This is a genomic window from Photobacterium rosenbergii (assembly GCF_003026455.1).
In the GTDB taxonomy this organism is placed as follows: domain Bacteria; phylum Pseudomonadota; class Gammaproteobacteria; order Enterobacterales; family Vibrionaceae; genus Photobacterium; species Photobacterium rosenbergii.
In genome coordinates, this window is the sequence record NZ_PYMB01000036.1 from 20,042 (window position 1) to 39,454 (window position 19,413).

Below are 19,413 nucleotides of genomic sequence, written 5' to 3' on the forward strand. Positions count from 1 at the left end.
AATTTGTAATCATTCATTACCTACTTTAAATCATTGAGCAAAATCATAGTCATAGTGCCACCACTTCCATAGGCTGTATCTCCAATAACAGAAAAGCCAATGGACAGGTCAATGAAATCCACTATCACACCCATCAAGGCACTAATGCCTATCAAGCCGCTGCTCTTTACAGCAGTGGTTATTATTGCCACCTCTTTCTCTATTTTCCCACTACAAGCGCAGGAACTGGATGAAGTCTTAGAGCAACATAATGTAAAGGTGATGGAAGAAGTTGCCGCTATCGAGGCCCAAATGGCCATGCTTTATGACAAAGATGAACTGAGTGAAGAAGAGACCGAACAACTCTTTGTACTGGAGAACCTGATGGATGAGTTTTACGAGACCCTGATGTAACCCTCTTGGTTAGCGACAGGCTTCAGATCTTAGATATGCCGACTTGAAGCCTTATCCTTAACGACTCCCCCACACTTCCCCAACCCTGACCGCACAACTCCCCAACAAGCCAGAACAATCATCTTAACATTTGAAGTTTTATAGTGATTACCCCCACGATATTCGTGGACAGATCAAGGTTAGTTCAGTCAGTTCACGTAATATAGCAGCCATTACGGAGGTGCTTTAAATGGCAAATATCAATCAGGACCGCCTGGTCCAACACTTTATTGAACTGGTTAAAATCGACAGCGAGTCGCGCAACGAAAAAGCGATTGCCGAGGCGCTGGCCGAGCAGCTAGGTGAAATGGGCTTTGATGTACAAAAGCTACCTGTTCCTGCTGAGATCTCCAACGGCTTCAACATTTACGCCAAACTAGAAGGCAAGCTAGAAGGTACTATCCTACTTAGCTGCCACATGGATACCGTGACCCCTGGTAACGGCATCGAGCCTATCATCGAAGACGGTATCATCCGCTCGAAAGGCGATACTATCCTAGGTGGCGACGACAAATCAGGTATCGCAGCTATCATGGAAGCAGTTCGCTGCATCAAGGCTGATGGCCAAGAACACCAGACGATTGAACTGGCGTTCACTGTTTACGAAGAAGGGGGCCTGCACGGCTCACAGAACTTCGACATGAGCAAGGTTGAGTCACTAACCGGTATCGTATTCGATTCTGGCGGCCCGATCGGTACTATCATCACCACGGCACCGGGCCAGCAGAACCTGAAAGTAAACATTACAGGTAAACCTGCCCACGCTGGTCTTGCACCGGAAGAAGGTATCAACGCCCTGACTGTTGCGGCTGATGCCATCACCAACATGAAGCTATCTCGCATCGACGAGGAAACGACAGCGAACATCGGTGTGGTGAAAGGTGGCCAGGCGACCAACATCGTAATGCCGGAGCTATTCATTGAAGCAGAAGCCCGTTCACTGGATGACGACAAGCTACAAGCACAGGTCGATCACATGGTGAGCACGTTTGAAGCAGCAGCTGAAAAGCACGGCGCAGAAATCAACATTGCCTCAAAGCGTGCTTACAACGCTTACCGCATTGCCGATAACGACCCACACGTTGAGAAAATTAAAGCCGCTTTCGAAGCCAACGGCGTTGAGCCTATGTGCAAGCCAACAGGCGGCGGTAGCGATGCAAACATCTTTAACAGCAAAGGCCTAAAGACTGTGAACCTGTCTACCGGCATGGCGAAGGTACACACGACAGAAGAGTTCATCAAAATTGATGACATGGTAGAGATCACCAAATTCTTGTACACCTACCTAACTCGCTAATCTCCTTCAAAGAGGAAGGTTCGCCTTCCTCTTTATCCCTAAAAAGCATAACCCTATAGCCATATTGTTTATGCTCGCTAGCTATCTTCGCCTCAACAAACGCCACTCACTAAACCACGCCAACTTACAATCCCAATACATAACCTTATTCAGTAGGTTTATTATACCTACCACCCTGTTAATGCTCGATTTAAAAATGAAACCAAACCTTTATTTTTCAATAACATAAAATTAAAACAACAACCTAAAAACACCGATATCTGCCAGTAAACCCTTGCCGTAAAACCCCACAAAAAGTGATCTCGGTTCAACAAACCCACCATCAGTCTTATTTTATTTTGCGAATTTTGTTCCCTTTTTTGCACATCTGAAAAAAAACTGATATTCCCACAACGAAACCAATCGCATTTTTTATACCCGCCAGATCCCCCGTTTGCTGTTAGCAGTAAAATCAATATGACATTTAAGAATGCGTTTTTGCATCAACAAGATTTGAGCGGGAAGCTAGTGAGTATGGAATATTTAGAAAGAATCAAACGATTAGCGAAAGTCCAGGGGATCAGCCAAAAGCAACTGGGTGAAGCCCTTGACCTCCAGCAAGGTACAATGAGCCGTAAACTATCAGGTAAATACGGTATCGAAGTCCGTGAGCTTGAGAAAATTGCCGAAGCATTGAGCACCTCAATCAGCTACTTATTAACTGGGCAGGTTGATACCGGCACCCAAGCCACTACGACAATCAACAGTAACGAGGGTCAAGGAACCACCAGCACCTATATCCCAATTATCCACCGCAAAGATTTCACGTCCTTTCGTAGTGGGTCATCAGTGGATGTGATCAGCAAGCGCGCCATTCCACAGCACCTACTGCGCGAAGACTGCTTGGGGCTACTGGTTGATAACGAAAATATCTCGCAGTGCGCGCCAGTAGGTAGCTACGCCCTTGCCACAAAGACAGCAAATTACCGCCCTAAACAACCGGTATTTGCCTCTGTTCGCGGCAGCGAGCCCGATTTCTATCACATGACACAACTGGCAGACGGGGTGGTATTTTCGACCTCGCAGCCGGATTTCCCTAACTTATTTGTCAACAATGATGAGTTTCAGATCCACGGCTACATCATCCAATCAGACTGGGCTTACGACCGTTAATCCATGCGCTTGAATGCCGCTCCTGAAAAGCAACCTTTAATACGATATGGCGGCGTGACATCACGCTGCCAAGTATTAGAATAGTAAGCACTCAGATAATGGATGTTTGCTATGCCCAAGATAATTGTCGCCTCAACCAATCCCGCCAAAATTTCTGCCGTCGAAGACGCGTTCAAGCACACCTTCCCAGATAGCCAGTTTTCTATCGAAGGGATCAGTGTCGACAGTGGTGTCCGTGACCAGCCAATGTGTGCCGATGAAACCTTGCAGGGAGCAAGAAACCGCGTCAGCAATGCACGCCAAGCTGCACCTGACGCAGACTATTACGTGGGCCTTGAAGCCGGTATTGACGGCCTATTCACCTTTGCCTGGATGGTTATCGAAAGTGGTGACAACCGGGGAGAAGCCCGCTCAGCCTCGCTACCACTGCCTCCTCAAGCACTGGAGAAATTACATCAGGGTGAAGAGTTGGGCGATGTGATGGATGAAATGTTCAACCAAACCAATATCAAACAGAAAGGCGGTGCCATTGCGATGCTGACCAACCATCTGTTAAGCCGCAGCTCGGTATACCAGCAAGCGTTGATCTTGGCGTTGATCCCGTTTATCCATCCGACATTGTTCGCAAAATAAATTAAGTGATACCACTATGCTTTCAAAGCAAGTGTAGGGATCTCGCAGAAAACAAAAGGCCCCAAGGCTGTAGTAGCGCTAGGGGCCTTTTCAGTAACTGTCCTTTCGGTGATTACGCGTTTGGACTTTGCTCTTTGAGCAGAGCAGACAGCCACGCCTTAGTGTCTTCGTCATGATGCTTGAGTTCATTCGAACCACGGGTGATTGTTGCCACGCCCACGCCAAGCAGTTCACTGATTTTGCGCTGGCTACGCTCACCGTTAAGCAGTTCATGCAGAATATTCACTCGGGACAATAACACCGACCTTTCGTCGGGCGTCAATAGCAGCCTCAGCAAGGTATCGTCCTTGTGCTCGGTCGTTGCCTGACGCAAGATATCAATCACCTGCTGCCACTCGGTAAATTCCGGGGTTTCTTGAATATTCGACATGTCATCCTCATTTGATGTACTCGTTCTCGAGTACTGATTCTATCCCTTTAACCACCGACAACCTAGCCCTTGGCAAAAAAAAGCTAATACTTGGTGCTGAGCTCATTCTCCGTCAGCAATGGCACCGGGCTTTTAGTCAAATCACCATAGTAGATCTCGAACATCAACAGATTCTGGACATATCCCCGAGTTTCATTGAACGGAATCGCCTCGATAAATGCATAGACATCCAGTCGACCATCTGTGCCTTTGCGCCAACGGGTCACCCGGCTCGGGCCTGCGTTGTAAGCAGCGAAGGCAAAGATCCGGTTGTTGTCATATTGCTCAAGCATCATTTTCAGATAACCACTGCCAAGGCGAATATTGACGCCGGGATCAAACAGGCTGTTTTTTCCTTCGTAGTTGCGCCCTAGCTTCTTAGCCGTTTCCTTGGCGGTGGCCGGCATCAGCTGCATCAAACCGCGGGCACCAACCGGCGAGACCGCCTCGATATTAAGCGCACTTTCCTGGCGAGCCAATGCCATCATGGTGGTTACCGGCAAATCACGTTTCTTGCTAAAGAAATCAAACCACCACTTATGGGCAATAGGGAAGCGCAACTCGACGTATTCCCACAACTGCCCGGAAATAGTCGCCTGTACCGCGAGATGATGCCACTTATTGATAGAGGCATAAGAAGCCAAGGCTACAATCTGATCGTTATCCAGCCCGCGCAGCAAATAGTGCCATTCGCGGTTTGCCGCTAGCAGCTTATCGGTGGCGATAAGCTCTTTGACCCGTGCCAGGGTCTGCTCGTATTCCTTCACATCGGTACGGTAATCACCCGCGGTTTTCACCGGATAGGTGATCGGTTTCCCCAGTACAGTCGCAGCTGCGGCGCTGTAGAAATCGCGCTGACCCAAGATCTGATTATACTTTTCTTCAGCCAACGCCTTGTCACCGTCACGCTCTGCCAATCGGGCTTGCCAAAACGTCCAACGAGTCGTCTGCTTGGCCTTGTCGGGTAGGCGGTTCACCCACAGTTCAACTTCTTGCCACTTGTCTTCGCGCATAGCTTGGCGGATACGTCGCTCAAGCAAGCTGATATTGCTACTTTTCGCCAACGCATTATCACGCCATTTCTGAAGCTGTTCATCATCCGTCGCCATCAGCCTACTGGCGGTATAGTCTGCCAGGGACTGGCGCTTAGCTTCCTCAAAATGCTGGCCCTGTACGGCATTGTGATATTGCTTCACCGCTTCCTTCACATTACTGCGGGCCAACTTTTTATAAGCCAGTTCTGTGAGGTTCTGATTGAAAGGTGTCACTTTGCTGCGCTTGGAGAATGCCGCTACACCTTGGGGCTTGTCGAACAACTCCATTACCGCCTTGCCTGACTGCTTGCTCTTGGCCCCCAACTGTTTATTGAGGTAGTTGAGCCTGCCTCGGCTCCCCTCTCCGTAAACCAACAGCATACGGTCGAGAACGAGTGCATCAGTCCGCTTACCTGCTTTCTGCCAAGCATTAAGTAGCGGATCACAAGCGTCAGGAGTCGATTTACCTGTTAGCCACAAAGCTTGCGCCCCCTGCCAAGCTACATCTTTGTTACCGAGTTTGCTCTGGGCATAGTAATAATGGCAACGCAATACTTGGCTACGCGGCGGCATAGGCTGAACTTCAACAAAGCTCTCCCAGCGTTCCGTTCTTGCTAGGTGGTTGAGATAGCGATCCTTGACCGTGGTACTGAACGGCAAGGCTGAGAATTGCTCAATGAACGCCTCAACTTCACTGGGAGAATTGGCATACAGGGTTTGAATAAACTCACGGTAATCCAGATAAGGCGTCAACGGGTAGTCATCCAAACTACCGCGAAGTTTTTTGTACGCCGTCTCATCATTTTCTTCCAAGGCGACTTGCGCCTGCTCGTAGCGTACACGCTGTTGTTCAAGAGTTGATGCCTGCATCAATGGCGATAGCAGCAAGCCAACCGACAGCACAAGACCTGAAATTACTTTAAGGTTTTTATTGCTATACACAGCACCCTTCCATTCGTTGTCCATATTCATTCAGGCCAAAACCTGTGTGTTTTATTGCATATAAATTCCATCACTACAAGCCTCTGCAACGTGCAGGGCTGGCGCCAATAACCTTCAGGCGGCCCAATATTGAGCGTAATACCAAATTGTCGATTTTAATAATCGCGATTGCCGGCGACTAACAAAAATTTAACACCGCAATGTTGCAGGAAATCGCAAGGTAAAATGTCACCCGTCACACAAAGATTCGAGCAGAGTGGTACCTTAACGCTCAGTTGGGGCACTAATTATGAACATTGCTGTTAAACTTATGTCCAGAACAGGTAAAATACCCCCTTTCATTTAGTTTAGAGATCGCAAACGGATATGGCTGAATACGTCTATACCATGTCGCGCGTGGGCAAAATTGTCCCACCTAAGCGTCAAATCCTAAAAGATATTTCATTGAGCTTCTTCCCTGGCGCCAAGATTGGTGTTTTGGGTCTGAACGGTGCTGGTAAATCTACCTTGCTACGCATCATGGCAGGTATCGATACCGATATCGAAGGTGAAGCACGCCCACAGGCTGGCCTTAAGGTAGGTTACCTACCTCAGGAACCAGTACTGGATGAAGAAAAGACCGTACGTGAAGTGGTTGAAGAGTCAGTGGCTGATGTGAAAGATGCCCTGACGCGTCTTGATGCTGTTTACGCGGCATATGCTGAAGAAGGCGCAGACTTCGACAAACTGGCCAAAGAGCAAGGTGAACTAGAAGCCCTGATCGAAACCAAAGACGGCCACAACCTAGAGATGCAACTAGAGCGTGCAGCTGACGCCCTTCGTCTGCCAGAATGGGATGCGCAAATCAAACACCTATCAGGTGGTGAGCGTCGCCGTGTCGCTATCTGTCGCCTACTGCTAGACAAGCCAGACATGCTGCTGCTTGACGAACCAACCAACCACCTTGATGCAGAATCTGTGGCTTGGCTTGAGCACTTCCTGGTTGACTACAGCGGTACCGTTGTGGCGATTACCCACGACCGTTACTTCCTAGATAACGCTGCAGGCTGGATCTTGGAACTTGACCGTGGTGAAGGTATTCCATGGGAAGGTAACTACACCTCTTGGCTTGAGCAGAAAGATGCCCGTCTGAAGCAAGAAGCCTCGCAAGAGAAAGCTCGTCAAAAGACCATCGAGAAAGAGCTTGAGTGGGTTCGCCAGAACCCTAAAGGTCGTCAGGCGAAATCAAAGGCCCGTATGGCGCGCTTTGAAGAGCTGAATACAAGTGATCACCAAAAGCGTAACGAAACCAACGAGCTGTTCATCCCGCCAGGTGAGCGCTTGGGTGACAAAGTTATCGAGGTGAACAACCTGACCAAGTCATTTGGTGACCGTGTTCTTATTGATGACCTATCGTTCAGCATGCCTAAAGGTGCGATCGTCGGTATCATCGGTGCCAACGGTGCGGGTAAATCAACGCTATTCAAGATGCTAAGCGGCACAGAGCAGCCAGACTCAGGTTCTATTGAGCTTGGTGAGACTGTAAGCCTTGCGTCTGTTGATCAGTTCCGCGACAGCATGAACGACAACAACACGGTTTACCAAGAGATCTCCGAAGGCGCGGATATCATCAAGATCAACAACTTTGAAATCCAAGCGCGTGCTTACTGCTCACGCTTCAACTTCAAAGGCAGCGATCAGCAAAAACGTATCGGCGACCTGTCTGGTGGTGAGCGTAACCGTGTCCACCTTGCCAAACTGCTTAAAGCTGGCGGCAACGTACTGCTACTCGATGAGCCAACCAACGACCTTGACGTTGAAACGCTACGTGCACTAGAAGAAGCCCTTCTAGAGTTCCCTGGCTGTGCCATGGTTATCTCGCACGACCGTTGGTTCCTTGACCGTATCGCTACCCACATTCTTGACTACCGTGACGAAGGCCAGGTTAACTTCTACGAAGGTAACTACACCGAGTACACGGATTGGCTGAAGAAAACACTGGGCGCGCAAGCGGCCGAGCCACACCGTATCAAGTACAAGCGTATTGCTAAGTAATTCGCGCGTATCTCCAGATACAAAAAGGGCTGCATCATGCAGCCCTTTCTTTTATCGAATATTTTGCCCTGTGCGAAAACGACTAAAGCGCCTAGTACCCGAAACTAGAGTGCCACGCGTTCGAACGCCGTAAGGGCTTCTTGCAAATCTTCCACAGCAATGATTTCGATCCCCGGGATTTGTCGGCTGGCATTGGCCTTAGGGACAATTGCGCGGGTAAAGCCTTGCTTAACGGCTTCGCGGATACGCTCCACACCATTGGCTGCCGGACGGATATCGGCATTTAGGCCAATCTCACCAAACACCAGTACATCCTGCGGTACTGGGGCATTTTTAAAGCTGGAGAAAATCGCCAGCAAGACTGCCAAGTCCGCTGAGGTCTCTTCTATTTTGATCCCACCGACACAGTTAACGAAGATATCCATATCCGACAGCATGACCCCACCATGACGAGCCAAAACCGCTATCGACATCGCCAAGCGGTTATTATCGTAACCGACGGTTAGGCGACGTGGATTCTCAGTCACCGAGTTGTTACACAGAGCCTGAATTTCCACCAGCAACGGCCGGGTACCTTCCCACAGCGTGGTACATACCGAGCCAGCATGGTTCTTGTCCGAGCGGCTTAGGAAAATAGCAGATGGGTTCTTGACCTGCTTCATTCCCGTTTCCGTCATGGCGAAGAAACAGGACTCGGAGTCAGCACCAAAACGGTTCTTCGAGGTCCGCAAAACACGGAACTTCTCATCAGCCGTCGATGATAGGGCAAACAGGCCATCAACAATGTGGATAAGCTGCATTGGGCCGGCCACGTTCGAGTCTTTGTTGATGTGGCCGACAATCATGAAGGTTACCCCTTCAGTTTTGGCAAAGCGGGTCAGAGCCGCTGCCGATTCCTTGACCTGGCTTGGGCTACCAGCTGCCGAATCATTATGGGCAACCGTCATGGTCTGGATCGAGTCAATGATCACAAACTCGGCTTTCTGTGCCCTGATATGTTCGATGATCGCTTCCACCGACGTCTCGGCCACTACATTGATATTGTCGAGGTTCTGGGTACCCAGTCGCTTAGCACGCTGGGAGATCTGGTGGATCGATTCCTCACCCGAGACATAAAGAGACGACTTGGTCGCAGCAACAGAACCAATGCTCTGTAGTAACAAGGTCGATTTACCGGCGCCAGGATCACCGCACAACAACAGCACAGAGCCCGGCACGATACCGCCGCCAAACACCCGATCCAGTTCGGAAATCCCCGAACTGTAGCGCGGCAGATCTTTGCTCTCGACCTCCGATAGCTTCTGTACCTTAGTGGCAGAACCTGCGTAACTGCTGGTCGCGCCAGCCGCTCCGCCCCCCACCGCTGAACGGGTTTTAGGAACTGTGAACTCAGTTATCGTATTCCACGCTGCACACGCGCTACACTGGCCCTGCCAGCGGGGGAAGTCTGCGCCACAATCACTACACACATAGGCCCGCTTGGTTTTTGCCATGATTCACCTTGATATAATTTGGTTAAACACATCTTGGAAACAGATGTAGAATAGAGCTTGCCTGTAGGTTGAAGAAAAGCTCAACTCATTAGGAAATATGCCGATAATAAACGAAGAATGAGATAATCAAAAATAACTATGGTGCTAGACGATTACAAAGGACTGATTGAAAGGCTGATCCCTGTCTACGATAGCGAAGATTTCGACGACGTCTTCCAAATGATGACCGAAGGCGAGGACGGCCCAACCCGGCTGCAACTAAAAATGGAATTGCACCGTATCATGACACCATGCATGAAAGCGGTTGATCTGCGCGGACGCGTTCAGGGCGAATGCCGCCCCTACCAACTCAATGGCCGTGAACACTGGCTTGATGACGTTGCCATCAATACCTACCACAAACGGATAAAAACCTTCGGCAACCAGTTCCGGGTAGGCCTATACGAAGCACTGATGAACACCCGCAATAACTTCCGGGTTATGCACCAGCAGGGGAAAATGCAACCTAAGCCGGCCCCCAAAGTAGAACAACAGCCAGACAATCCATTGGTTGCCCCATTGATCCGGTTTGGCCACTACCTGACCCGTAACGAAAACCGCTGGCAAATCGCCACGCCTGTCAGCTTGGAGCTTCCCCTAAGCCAAGTCGTCAACGGGATCAGTGCCGATTTATCGTATTCCGGTGCCAAGTTCAAAGTCCCTGCCGCATTCAACTACAAGCTCGGTATGACGATTGTTGTCCGCTTCCCCAAACTGGCGGAACAACTGGGTGATGCTCGTTTGGTCAAGGGGATGAGCTACCGTATCCTGGGGATTGATGAAAACCCGGATAACGACAGCTACAAATGGCTGCGATTAAAGCTATTGAGCGATAATGCCCTTATCAAATCCGTCATTGATTACGGCCTCAGCCAGTCGCAAAACCGGACAAGGCATAATTACGAAGACAAGATTATCCAGATCCGCACCCGCGGTTACGAGCACTGCTTTCTCAAGCACAGTACCAGCCTACCTGTCTTCTTATCTGGTACCGAGCTAACCTATTGCTTATTGACCCAATACAATCGCCACATCTGGTCGCATTGGCACGATGAAAGAAACCAGCCGGTGCTCAACCAACTGATCTCTGCTGATCGTCTAGCCAGCTTGGGTAAAGCCGGACTTAAGCAATCTAGCACCCTGCTCTACAGTTTCAGTCATGAGCACGATGGCAAGACCTTCTTCTATTCCGCTGCCCTACCAGAGATGAATGCTGAACAGCGCCGTCTGTTTTGGCATATCGGCGCACAGCGAGACAGCTGGCGGGTAATGCGCCTTAGCCTTCAGCCTATCGATCAGGAGGATATCGAAAGCCTAAAAAGTATCGCTCCGGATATGGTCGATAAGCTTAGTTCACTGACCCACGTCGGTGTATTGCAGGATCTAACCAACAAGGAAGCCCAACAGGACTACCGCTTGAGTATCAAGCCGCAGCTTCCGAGCAAAACCTTGCAGGCCTTCCGTCATCCCCGTAACCCGGTGGCTTCGGCCAAAGCAGTATACTTTGACCCAAGGCCGCAACGAAAAGAAGACAGGTACCTGTTTGATACTTCGATTGTTCTCAATACTGATAACAGTTCACCTGTCACGGGGCAGAGTATCGACTTCTCAACCCGTGGGCTGAATATCAAGCTTTCAGCACCGGTAGCCCTGAGCCGTGGCGATCAGGTGCTGGTGTCATTCCCTGGGCTGCAGAAAAGCAACAAGAACGCACCTTTGAATCAGGTACCCTATAGCGTTGTCAGGGTTAGCCCGGACTACAGAAATATCCAGTTAACCACAGGCTCAGGCACCCTTGCCGCTCAAAGTGAGCACTTCCTGCGCAAGCTTATCCTTCACAATGAAAATAAGTTAGTGATGGCGGAGGAAAAGCTGCCACAGGGGGAGCTCTTGCTCGCTATGCACCAGATGCTACTGACGAGGCTCAAAACGGTCCCTTACTTTGCCGAGAAGGTTGACCATAAAATCCGACTGAAAGCGGTCGGCTGTAATTTTCCCCCTCCGCCCCAGATCAAGTTGTTCAGCCAACTGGCCGATGGGCAGGAGTGTTCGCTCGAGCCGCTATTTCGCAACCGGATCAAACAAATGCTGGCTGAGACCATGCGCCCGGTTGAGATAAACCAGCCCTATATCCATGAACTCTATCTTGCGATAGAACAAAAGAGCGGCCAAACTCCGAGGGTAGAGGCCAAACTGTTAGGCGAATTCAGAACTATCGAAGAGCGTATCGCCTATATCAAGCAGGCGAAATCTACGGGCAGCTTTATGGCGCTGAGGTTAACCGCAGCACCGGTATTGAGCCCAATGACGGCGCTGATAGGCAAGGAGTTAGGTGATCTCGCCCGACTGGTGTTACACCGGGCCAGAGCCTTGGAGCAAGAACTTAACTCTGTGATTGGCAGCGGTGAAATTCAAGATGTTACCGATGAAGTGTTAATCCGGCTTGAGATCAAGTGATTGGCTAATCCATAAGAATAGCTCTGAGCTACTAGCCCAGAGCTATTTTTAATCAGTCATGCTTTGATTACTATTGGCTTAGAGCCCGAAAAGCTACCAACCCACTTGCTGTGGCAGCAATGACGCCGAAAGGACACAGATCAACCCACCAAGATCGGCGTAACGAATAGCGACAGGCGCTTCGTCTTCCACTTTTGGCTTGGCATGATAGGCAACCCCAAGGCCCGCAGCATTGATCATCACTAGATCATTAGCACCATCGCCAATGGCCACAGTATTGTGCGGGGCAATGTCATACTGCTCGGCTAGGCTTCTCAATATCGACGCTTTCGCTTGGGCATCAACCACCTCGCCCAGTACCTTGCCAGTCAATTTACCATCGACAATCTCCAGCGTGTTCGACTGGGCATGGGCAAGATCAAGCTCCTGCTTAAGGTGATCAGAAAAGTAAGTAAAACCACCCGATGCAATTGCCGCCTTCCAACCATAATGATGCAAGGTTGCCACCAACTCTCGTAGCTCAGGCATAAATGGTAACTGGCTTTTGACCTGTTCAAGGATCGAGGCATCACTACCCGACAATGTTGCCACACGCTGGCGCAGGCTTTGCTCAAAATCAAGCTCACCCTGCATAGCCCGCTCCGTGACCTCTGCTACCTGCTCGCCGACACCGGCCAATACCGCAATCTCATCGATACATTCGATCTCTATGGCTGTCGAGTCCATATCCATCACCACAAGGCCAGGTTCGCGCAGGTCGGGAAGCTGGCTCAAATCGGCAATATCAAGCTGTGCATGGGAGACACATTGCTCCAGCAACAGCGAGTAAGGTGTTGCCAACAGCAAACAATCATACTGACCAACTTTCCACGCGGCAGTCAGTTCTAGCGATTCGCCATAGGCCTCTTCGATTGCCTGGATCGCGACAGCATCAATAGAGCGACCATAAACCAAGGTCGTGGAACGCTGCCGGTCAAGGTTTGTCGCTGACACCACTTCCGGGAACCGTTGGAGTAACGAGGTATGTTTCCTAATCTTGAGCACTTGCAAACCATCCATGTTAAAGTAAACGCCTAATTATCCAAGTGACTTCAAGATGCAGGATTTAGCATGAACCGAGCATATTGAAGTCGCTTGATTAAACAACTTACCCTATTGCAAATTACCAGGGCAAGCCCAAAGATGAGATTGGTCTTGAATGCACCGCTGATATGATGAAGAAAAAACATACCCAATTCCAAAAAGCCTGGCGGCTATTCATCCTGTTCGGCTGCCTTGCGGCACTGATCACCATGGTTGAATACGGCTCCAACCTGGCCAAGCAAAACTACCGTACCTTGAGCGATCAAACCCAGCAACTCTCGCGTTTGGTCGTACGCCAAGCGGCCGATACCGCAGCGGCTGATGTGATTGAGAAAAACCAAGACCGGCTGCAACTGTTGGTCGAACAGTTGGCCAAAGAGCCATTACTGCTCGATGCCAGTATCTACGATCTGGAAGGCGTAACACTGGCCAAAAGCCAAGATGCCCTGCCGCTACCTCAGGTAACCGGGCTATCAACACCGCTCGCTGTTGCCAGCTATGGCCGCCAGCAGTTGATTGAGCCAATCATGAGCCAACACCAAGTGGTGGGCTTTGTCCGCATCACCCTTGAGCATGACAAGCTGATAGCCGAAACCATGGCGGATATCGATGCCATCACCAACATTATCCGTGCCTTGATTGCCAGTGCGATGGTGATCGGTTTCCTGCTAGCCATGACCTTCGGCAACCGCAAGGAAAAATGGCACTTCCCTATCTTGCTCAGCAATGACAAGAGCGACTAACTCGGTTAGTGATTGCGAACAAGGACTTAACCGCAATAAAAAAGGGCTTGCCAGTGGCAAGCCCTTTTTAATGTCATTGTTCTGCCGCTGTTACGCTTCGTCAGCGTCGCCCAGTAGAACAGATTCCAGTGCGATTTCCATCATGTCGTTGAAGGTTAGCTGACGCTCTTCAGATGTAGTCGCTTCGCCACGTAGGATGTGGTCTGAAACCGTACAGATAGTTAGTGCTTTTGCACCGAACTCAGCCGCCAGGCCGTAGATACCTGCAGCTTCCATTTCAACACCTACGATGCCGTATTTCTTCATGGTCTGGAAGAAGTCGAAATCTGGGTTGTAGAATAGATCGGCAGAGAAGATGTTGCCTACCTTCACGTCTACGCCTTTCGCTTTTGCTGCATCAACCGCATTCTGTACCATGCCGAAATCAGCCAGCGCTGCAAAATCGTGGTCGCCGAAACGGATACGGTTAACTTTTGAGTCAGTCGATGCACCCATACCGATAACAACATCACGCAGGTTCACGTCATCACGCACTGCACCACAGCTACCCACACGGATGATTTTCTTCACGCCGTAGTCTTTGATCAGCTCAGTTGCGTAGATAGAACAAGAAGGGATACCCATACCGTGACCCATTACAGAGATCTTACGGCCTTTGTAAGTACCGGTGTAACCAAACATGTTACGTACATTACACACTTCTTTTGCGTCATCTAGGAACGTTTCTGCAATGTACTTGGCACGTAGCGGATCGCCCGGCATCAGTACTACGTCTGCAAAGTCACCCATTTCAGCATTAATGTGAGGAGTAGCCATCGTTATTTCCTTTCTGTCATCTGTTGGTTTTTTTGCATTACCAACTCAATGTAATCTTGTCTTGCAAACACTGTTTCGATCTAGGACAAATATAGACCGAAACAGTAAAAAGAATCGTACTTTTGGGCAGGATTCACCTGCCTATGCTTGTTATAGGAATGACTTACCGTATTCCATGTCAGAGATACCGAAATACTCTGCCAAGCTCTGGCCGATATCGGCAAAGGTGTCGCGGCGGCCAAGGGAGCCTGCAGCGATTTTCGGGCCTGATACCAAGACAGGAATGTGTTCACGGGTATGGTCTGTACCTTCCCATGTAGGATCACAGCCGTGGTCGGCTGTTAGGATCAACACATCGTCTTCCTGCAGCAGTTCAATGATCTCAGGAAGTCGCTTATCAAAGTATTCCAGCGCCGCTGCGTAACCAGCAACATCACGGCGGTGGCCGTAGGCTGAGTCAAAGTCAACGAAGTTAGTGAAGACGATAGTGTTGTCACCCGCTTCCTTGATTTGCTCCAGTGTCGCTTCAAACAGAGCCGGGATACCTGTAGCTTTGACTTTCTTGGTGATACCGCAGCCCGCATAGATATCAGAGATCTTACCGATTGACACTACGTCACCCTGTTTCTCGTCAACCAGTTTCTGCAGTACAGTTGCTGATGGCGGCTCAACAGATAGGTCTCGGCGGTTACCGGTACGCTCGAACTGGCCTTTACCCGGGCCAATAAATGGACGGGCGATAACACGACCGATATTGTAGTCTTCCAGCTCCTCACGAGCGATTTGGCATAGCTCTAGCAGGCGATCAAGACCAAATGTTTCTTCGTGACAGGCGATCTGGAATACCGAGTCAGCCGAGGTGTAGAAAATTGGCATGCCGGTTTTCATGTGCTCTTCGCCCAGGTCATCCAGCACCTGAGTACCAGACGCATGGCAGTTACCCAAGAAACCTGACAGGCCTGCACGCTCAAGGATGCGGTCGGTCAACTCTTTCGGGAAGCTGTTTGCTTTATCGGTGAAGTAACCCCAGTCAAACAATACTGGAACACCTGCGATTTCCCAGTGACCAGATGGCGTATCCTTACCCGAAGACAACTCTGCAGCATGGGCAAAAGCACCCGTGATTTCTGCATCGGCATCTAGGCCCTCAGGGAAGTAGCCCGAAGACTCTTCACAAGCCTTGCCCAAACCTAGCTTGTTAAGGTTTGGTAGGTGTAGCTTACCGCTGCGCTGACCGTTGTCCGCTTCACCACGGGCACAAGCTTTAGCAATGTGGCCTAAGGTGTTGGAACCTACATCGCCAAACTTAACGGCATCTTCCGTAGCGCCAATACCGAATGAATCTAGAACAAGAATAATAGAACGTTTCATGATGACTCCATTAAACATCTTCTGGGCGAACACGACGGTAAACTTCAGGTGTCGGCTCAGGTTTCTTATCAAAAATAGTAATCGCAGCACGCACTGCCTTGGCCGCTTCTTCCCACTGCGCTTCATTACGCGCGTGGATCACAGCAAGAGGTTTGTCGCCATTCGCTTCGTCGCCAAGGCGGATCATGTCACTCAGGCCAACGGCGTAGTCAATAGTGTCAGAAGCTACACGGCGACCGCCGCCCATACCAACAACAGCCATACCCAGCGCGCGGGTGTCCATAGCAAACGCGTAACCTGTGGTTTCAGCGTATACCGGCTTAACCAAATCAGCCGTTTCTAGGTAGTTGTCGTAGTTGGTCATGAAGTCTTCTGGACCACCCAGGCCGGCAACCATCTTACCAAAGCACTCAGCCGCTTTACCGTTATCCAGTACCGCCTGAAGTTTCTCGCGTGCCTGCTCGATATCTGTTGCTAAACCACTGTTTACCAACATTTCAGCACACAATGCCATGGTCACTTCAAATAAGCGAGGGTTACGGAATTCACCGGTTAGGAATTGCACGGCTTCGCGAACTTCGAGTGCATTACCAGCAGTCGACGCCAGAACTTGGTTCATGTCTGTCAGCAGTGCCGTGGTCTTGGTACCCGCACCGTTTGCTACAGCAACAATAGATTTTGCCAGCTCTTCAGACGCTTCGTAAGTTGGCATGAAGGCACCAGAGCCCACTTTTACGTCCATCACAAGAGAGCCAAGGCCAGCAGCCAACTTCTTCGACAGGATAGAGGCCGTGATCAGCGAGATATTATCAACCGTCGCAGTCACATCACGGGTTGCGTAAACACGCTTGTCAGCAGGTGCAAGATCGCCCGTCTGGCCGATAATTGCCACACCTGCGTCTTTGGTCACCTGACCAAACACTTCGTTGCTTGGTGTAATGTTGTAGCCAGGGATAGACTCTAGTTTATCCAGCGTACCACCTGTGTGGCCAAGGCCACGGCCAGAAATCATCGGTACGTAACCGCCACACGCTGCCACCATAGGGCCAAGCATCAGTGACGTCACATCGCCCACACCACCGGTTGAGTGCTTGTCGACAATCGGGCCATCGAAGTTCATGTGATCCCAGTCGATAACCATGCCTGAGTCGCGCATTGCACAGGTCAGCGCCACACGCTCGTCCATGGTCATGTCGTTGAAGTAAATCGCCATCGCGAAAGCGGCGATCTGGCCTTCAGACACGGTATCTTTGGCGATGCCCTGAATGAAGAAGTTAATTTCGTCAGCAGTTAGTTCAATATTGTCACGTTTTTTACGGATGATTTCTTGTGGTAAATACATGGTATTCCCCAATGATATTCTTTATGTAGGGTCATGACGTTTTACCTGAATATTTGATGATTCTCAGGTACAGGTAGCCCGTCCTTTTTCCATAACCGGAGCAAGGCAAGAACCAAACAGTAAAACATCACGGATAAGTTGTGGTCGGTGACCTAAAAGTAAGGTGGCAAAACTGCCACCTTACAGGAATAGAATTAGTAGCCGCCTTCAGCTGCTTTTTCGCCTTCACCTAGGGTGTGAAGCAGGTTAGCTAGCAGGCTTGATGCGCCAAAGCGGTAGTGCATGTTGTCAGCCCACTCAGCACCAAGAATGCGGTCAGCCATATCTAGATACTGTTGTGCGTCTTCTGCAGTACGCACGCCACCAGCAGGCTTGAAGCCAACAGTTTTCTCAACACCCATGTCTTTAATCACGTTAAGCATGATTTCAGCGTATTCAGGCGTTGCGTTAACTGGCACTTTACCGGTAGATGTCTTGATGAAGTCAGCGCCTGCTTTGATTGAGATTTCAGAGGCTTTCTTGATTAGCTCTTCAGTTTTCAGCTCGCCAGTTTCGATGATCACTTTAAGCATGATATCGCCACACGCTGCTTTACACTGCTTAACCAGCTCAAAGCCAACTTCTTCATTACCTGCCATTAGGGCACGGTATGGGAAAACGACGTCAACTTCGTCTGCACCGTAAGCAACAGCCGCTTTTGTTTCAGCAACAGCGATTTCGATGTCATCATTACCGTGCGGGAAGTTAGTTACAGTCGCGATGCGTACTTCTGGTGTACCCTGCTCACGAAGCTGCTTCTTAGCAACTGGGATAAAACGTGGGTAAATACATACGGCCGCTGTGTTGCCTACCGGGCTCTTCGCGTTCTTACACAACTCGATCACTTTTGCATCAGTGTCGTCGTCGTTCAGAGTGGTAAGATCCATTAGTTTAAGTGCACGTAGTGCAGCCGCTTTCAATTCGCTCATGACTATCTCCAGTCCAATTAGTTTCTACCAAGCTATTTCTGCTAAACAGTTACTCTACTTAGCAATAGATGCGCTTGACGGTATTCATTGCGCCACCGCCAAACGGCCCGCTTTCGCAAGCAGTATCCCGACAACCAGCCATCAGTCGACGGGGTTACGGACTTGATTCCTTGAAGACTCAGGTAAACAATGCACGCGCATTCTCCTGATTGATATCCTTTTCACCGCGTGGGAAGTGACGATAAGGACTTCCCAGCAAATGCGCTGTTCTGGCCTTGCCTAGCGATAGGTAACATCATGACGATGTTGGCCAGAACAGCGAAAATCAATTTGTGATGGTGCCGCTCTATAATACCAAGCAGGCCTTGTTGCCACCACGAAATATACGTTTCCTACTGTGGACAATGTGTTTACCCAACGCACAAATTTGGTCAGGTAAAAAACCGCTCGACGATCCACTGATAAGCAATCCCCCCGGCATAGACACCGAAAATGCCCATCACCCCGGAAAGCACCGGCGGAGCCGGTATCGGCAGTTTAATCGCGGAAAACAAGACGCCAACAATAAACCCGGCGACCAGCGCCAGCAGTACTTCACTCATAATCATTTCTCTGTCTGGAAAAGCACAAGAGAAAGTGTAGTCTGCCCCGCAATGAAAGTAATGGTAGCAAAGGGTTTTGCCAGAAACCGGAGCGCAATCGATTTTATGGCATCAAATAGAAACGATGAGGGGGATGTTTACTTTTTCTGTTGATTAGAGATCCTAGGGGGAAAGAGCGATCCTAGTTCCTAGAAAATTGGTCCTTGGTCCTTGGTCCTTGGTCCTTGGTCCTTGGTCCTTGGTCCTTGGTCCTTGGTCCTTGGTCCTTGGTCCTTGGTCCTTGGTCCTGCAGGCAGCATTCGTTTATAGCTATGATACGTCAAACTCTTGCTCTTGCTTTTGCTTTTGCTAGAACTAGGGCCCGCTTCTCCCAGGAACGAGGATCTTATATGGACTCCCTTGGGAAATCAACAAAGAAACAAAACTAAAACAAGGTATAGATGCGCACTTATATACGGGCTTTTTTGGGGAGCTACCCCGCCCTAAAATGTAGTCGCACCAGTAAG

The 19,413-nt window shown here is 49.8% G+C and carries 16 protein-coding genes; 7 read left to right on the plus strand and 9 right to left on the minus strand.

What is annotated here, in order from left to right; translation table 11 throughout:
• The first annotated feature begins 111 nt into the window (after window positions 1-111).
• The 4 genes from C9J01_RS27705 to yjjX all read left to right on the plus strand — a co-directional run bounded on the left by C9J01_RS27705 (window position 112) and on the right by yjjX (window position 3,514).
• A complete protein-coding gene (locus C9J01_RS27705; protein WP_107301293.1) occupies window positions 112-393 on the plus strand; it encodes a hypothetical protein in 282 nt (93 codons plus the stop codon).
• 229 nt (window positions 394-622) lie between these two features.
• Window positions 623-1,729 (plus strand): M20/M25/M40 family metallo-hydrolase, encoded by a 1,107-nt coding sequence (locus C9J01_RS27710; protein WP_107301294.1) that lies wholly within the window; start codon window positions 623-625, stop codon window positions 1,727-1,729.
• Window positions 1,730-2,242: 513 nt separating this feature from the next.
• Entirely contained in the window at window positions 2,243-2,881 is a 639-nt protein-coding gene (locus C9J01_RS27715; protein ID WP_107301308.1) for a helix-turn-helix domain-containing protein, read from the plus strand.
• A 111-nt stretch (window positions 2,882-2,992) separates the two neighbouring features.
• Window positions 2,993-3,514, plus strand: a complete 522-nt coding sequence (gene yjjX / locus C9J01_RS27720; protein ID WP_107301295.1) for an inosine/xanthosine triphosphatase — start codon at window positions 2,993-2,995, stop codon at window positions 3,512-3,514.
• A gap of 112 nt (window positions 3,515-3,626) precedes the next feature.
• Here the strand turns inward: yjjX and trpR are convergent, their stop codons facing one another.
• A complete protein-coding gene (gene trpR, locus C9J01_RS27725) occupies window positions 3,627-3,944 on the minus strand; it encodes a trp operon repressor (RefSeq protein ID WP_107301296.1) in 318 nt (105 codons plus the stop codon).
• 83 nt (window positions 3,945-4,027) lie between these two features.
• A complete protein-coding gene (gene sltY, locus C9J01_RS27730) occupies window positions 4,028-5,959 on the minus strand; it encodes a murein transglycosylase (protein WP_272898742.1) in 1,932 nt (643 codons plus the stop codon).
• A 366-nt stretch (window positions 5,960-6,325) separates the two neighbouring features.
• On the opposite strand from sltY, the gene ettA reads away from it, so the two are divergent.
• On the plus strand, window positions 6,326-7,993 hold the full coding sequence (gene ettA, locus C9J01_RS27735) for an energy-dependent translational throttle protein EttA (RefSeq protein ID WP_107301297.1): 1,668 nt from the start codon (window positions 6,326-6,328) through the stop codon (window positions 7,991-7,993).
• A 104-nt stretch (window positions 7,994-8,097) separates the two neighbouring features.
• Here the strand turns inward: ettA and radA are convergent, their stop codons facing one another.
• Window positions 8,098-9,486: a DNA repair protein RadA gene (gene radA, locus C9J01_RS27740; protein ID WP_107301298.1), complete on the minus strand. Its 1,389-nt coding sequence runs from the start codon at window positions 9,484-9,486 to the stop codon at window positions 8,098-8,100.
• A 138-nt stretch (window positions 9,487-9,624) separates the two neighbouring features.
• Here radA and C9J01_RS27745 point away from each other — a divergent pair, with 138 nt between their 5' ends.
• A complete protein-coding gene (locus C9J01_RS27745; protein ID WP_107301299.1) occupies window positions 9,625-11,982 on the plus strand; it encodes a PilZ domain-containing protein in 2,358 nt (785 codons plus the stop codon).
• Window positions 11,983-12,075: 93 nt separating this feature from the next.
• Here C9J01_RS27745 and serB read toward each other — a convergent pair whose 3' ends face one another.
• Window positions 12,076-13,041 carry a phosphoserine phosphatase gene (serB, locus tag C9J01_RS27750; RefSeq protein ID WP_107301300.1) on the minus strand — a complete coding sequence of 322 codons (966 nt, stop codon included), beginning with the start codon at window positions 13,039-13,041 and terminating at the stop codon, window positions 12,076-12,078.
• A gap of 152 nt (window positions 13,042-13,193) precedes the next feature.
• On the opposite strand from serB, the gene C9J01_RS27755 reads away from it, so the two are divergent.
• On the plus strand, window positions 13,194-13,808 hold the full coding sequence (locus C9J01_RS27755) for a YtjB family periplasmic protein (RefSeq protein ID WP_107301301.1): 615 nt from the start codon (window positions 13,194-13,196) through the stop codon (window positions 13,806-13,808).
• 90 nt (window positions 13,809-13,898) lie between these two features.
• On the opposite strand, the gene deoD is transcribed toward C9J01_RS27755, so the two are convergent.
• The 5 genes from deoD to C9J01_RS27780 form a co-directional block, all read right to left on the minus strand.
• Window positions 13,899-14,624, minus strand: coding sequence for a purine-nucleoside phosphorylase (gene deoD, locus C9J01_RS27760; protein ID WP_107301302.1), 726 nt, complete (start codon window positions 14,622-14,624; stop codon window positions 13,899-13,901).
• Window positions 14,625-14,774: 150 nt separating this feature from the next.
• Window positions 14,775-15,995: a phosphopentomutase gene (locus tag C9J01_RS27765; protein WP_107301303.1), complete on the minus strand. Its 1,221-nt coding sequence runs from the start codon at window positions 15,993-15,995 to the stop codon at window positions 14,775-14,777.
• Between the two features lie 10 nt (window positions 15,996-16,005).
• Window positions 16,006-17,337, minus strand: a complete 1,332-nt coding sequence (gene deoA, locus C9J01_RS27770; protein WP_107301304.1) for a thymidine phosphorylase — start codon at window positions 17,335-17,337, stop codon at window positions 16,006-16,008.
• Between the two features lie 194 nt (window positions 17,338-17,531).
• On the minus strand, window positions 17,532-18,305 hold the full coding sequence (gene deoC / locus C9J01_RS27775; RefSeq protein WP_107301305.1) for a deoxyribose-phosphate aldolase: 774 nt from the start codon (window positions 18,303-18,305) through the stop codon (window positions 17,532-17,534).
• Between the two features lie 431 nt (window positions 18,306-18,736).
• Window positions 18,737-18,907: a XapX domain-containing protein gene (locus tag C9J01_RS27780; protein WP_107301306.1), complete on the minus strand. Its 171-nt coding sequence runs from the start codon at window positions 18,905-18,907 to the stop codon at window positions 18,737-18,739.
• Between the last annotated feature and the right edge of the window lie 506 nt (window positions 18,908-19,413).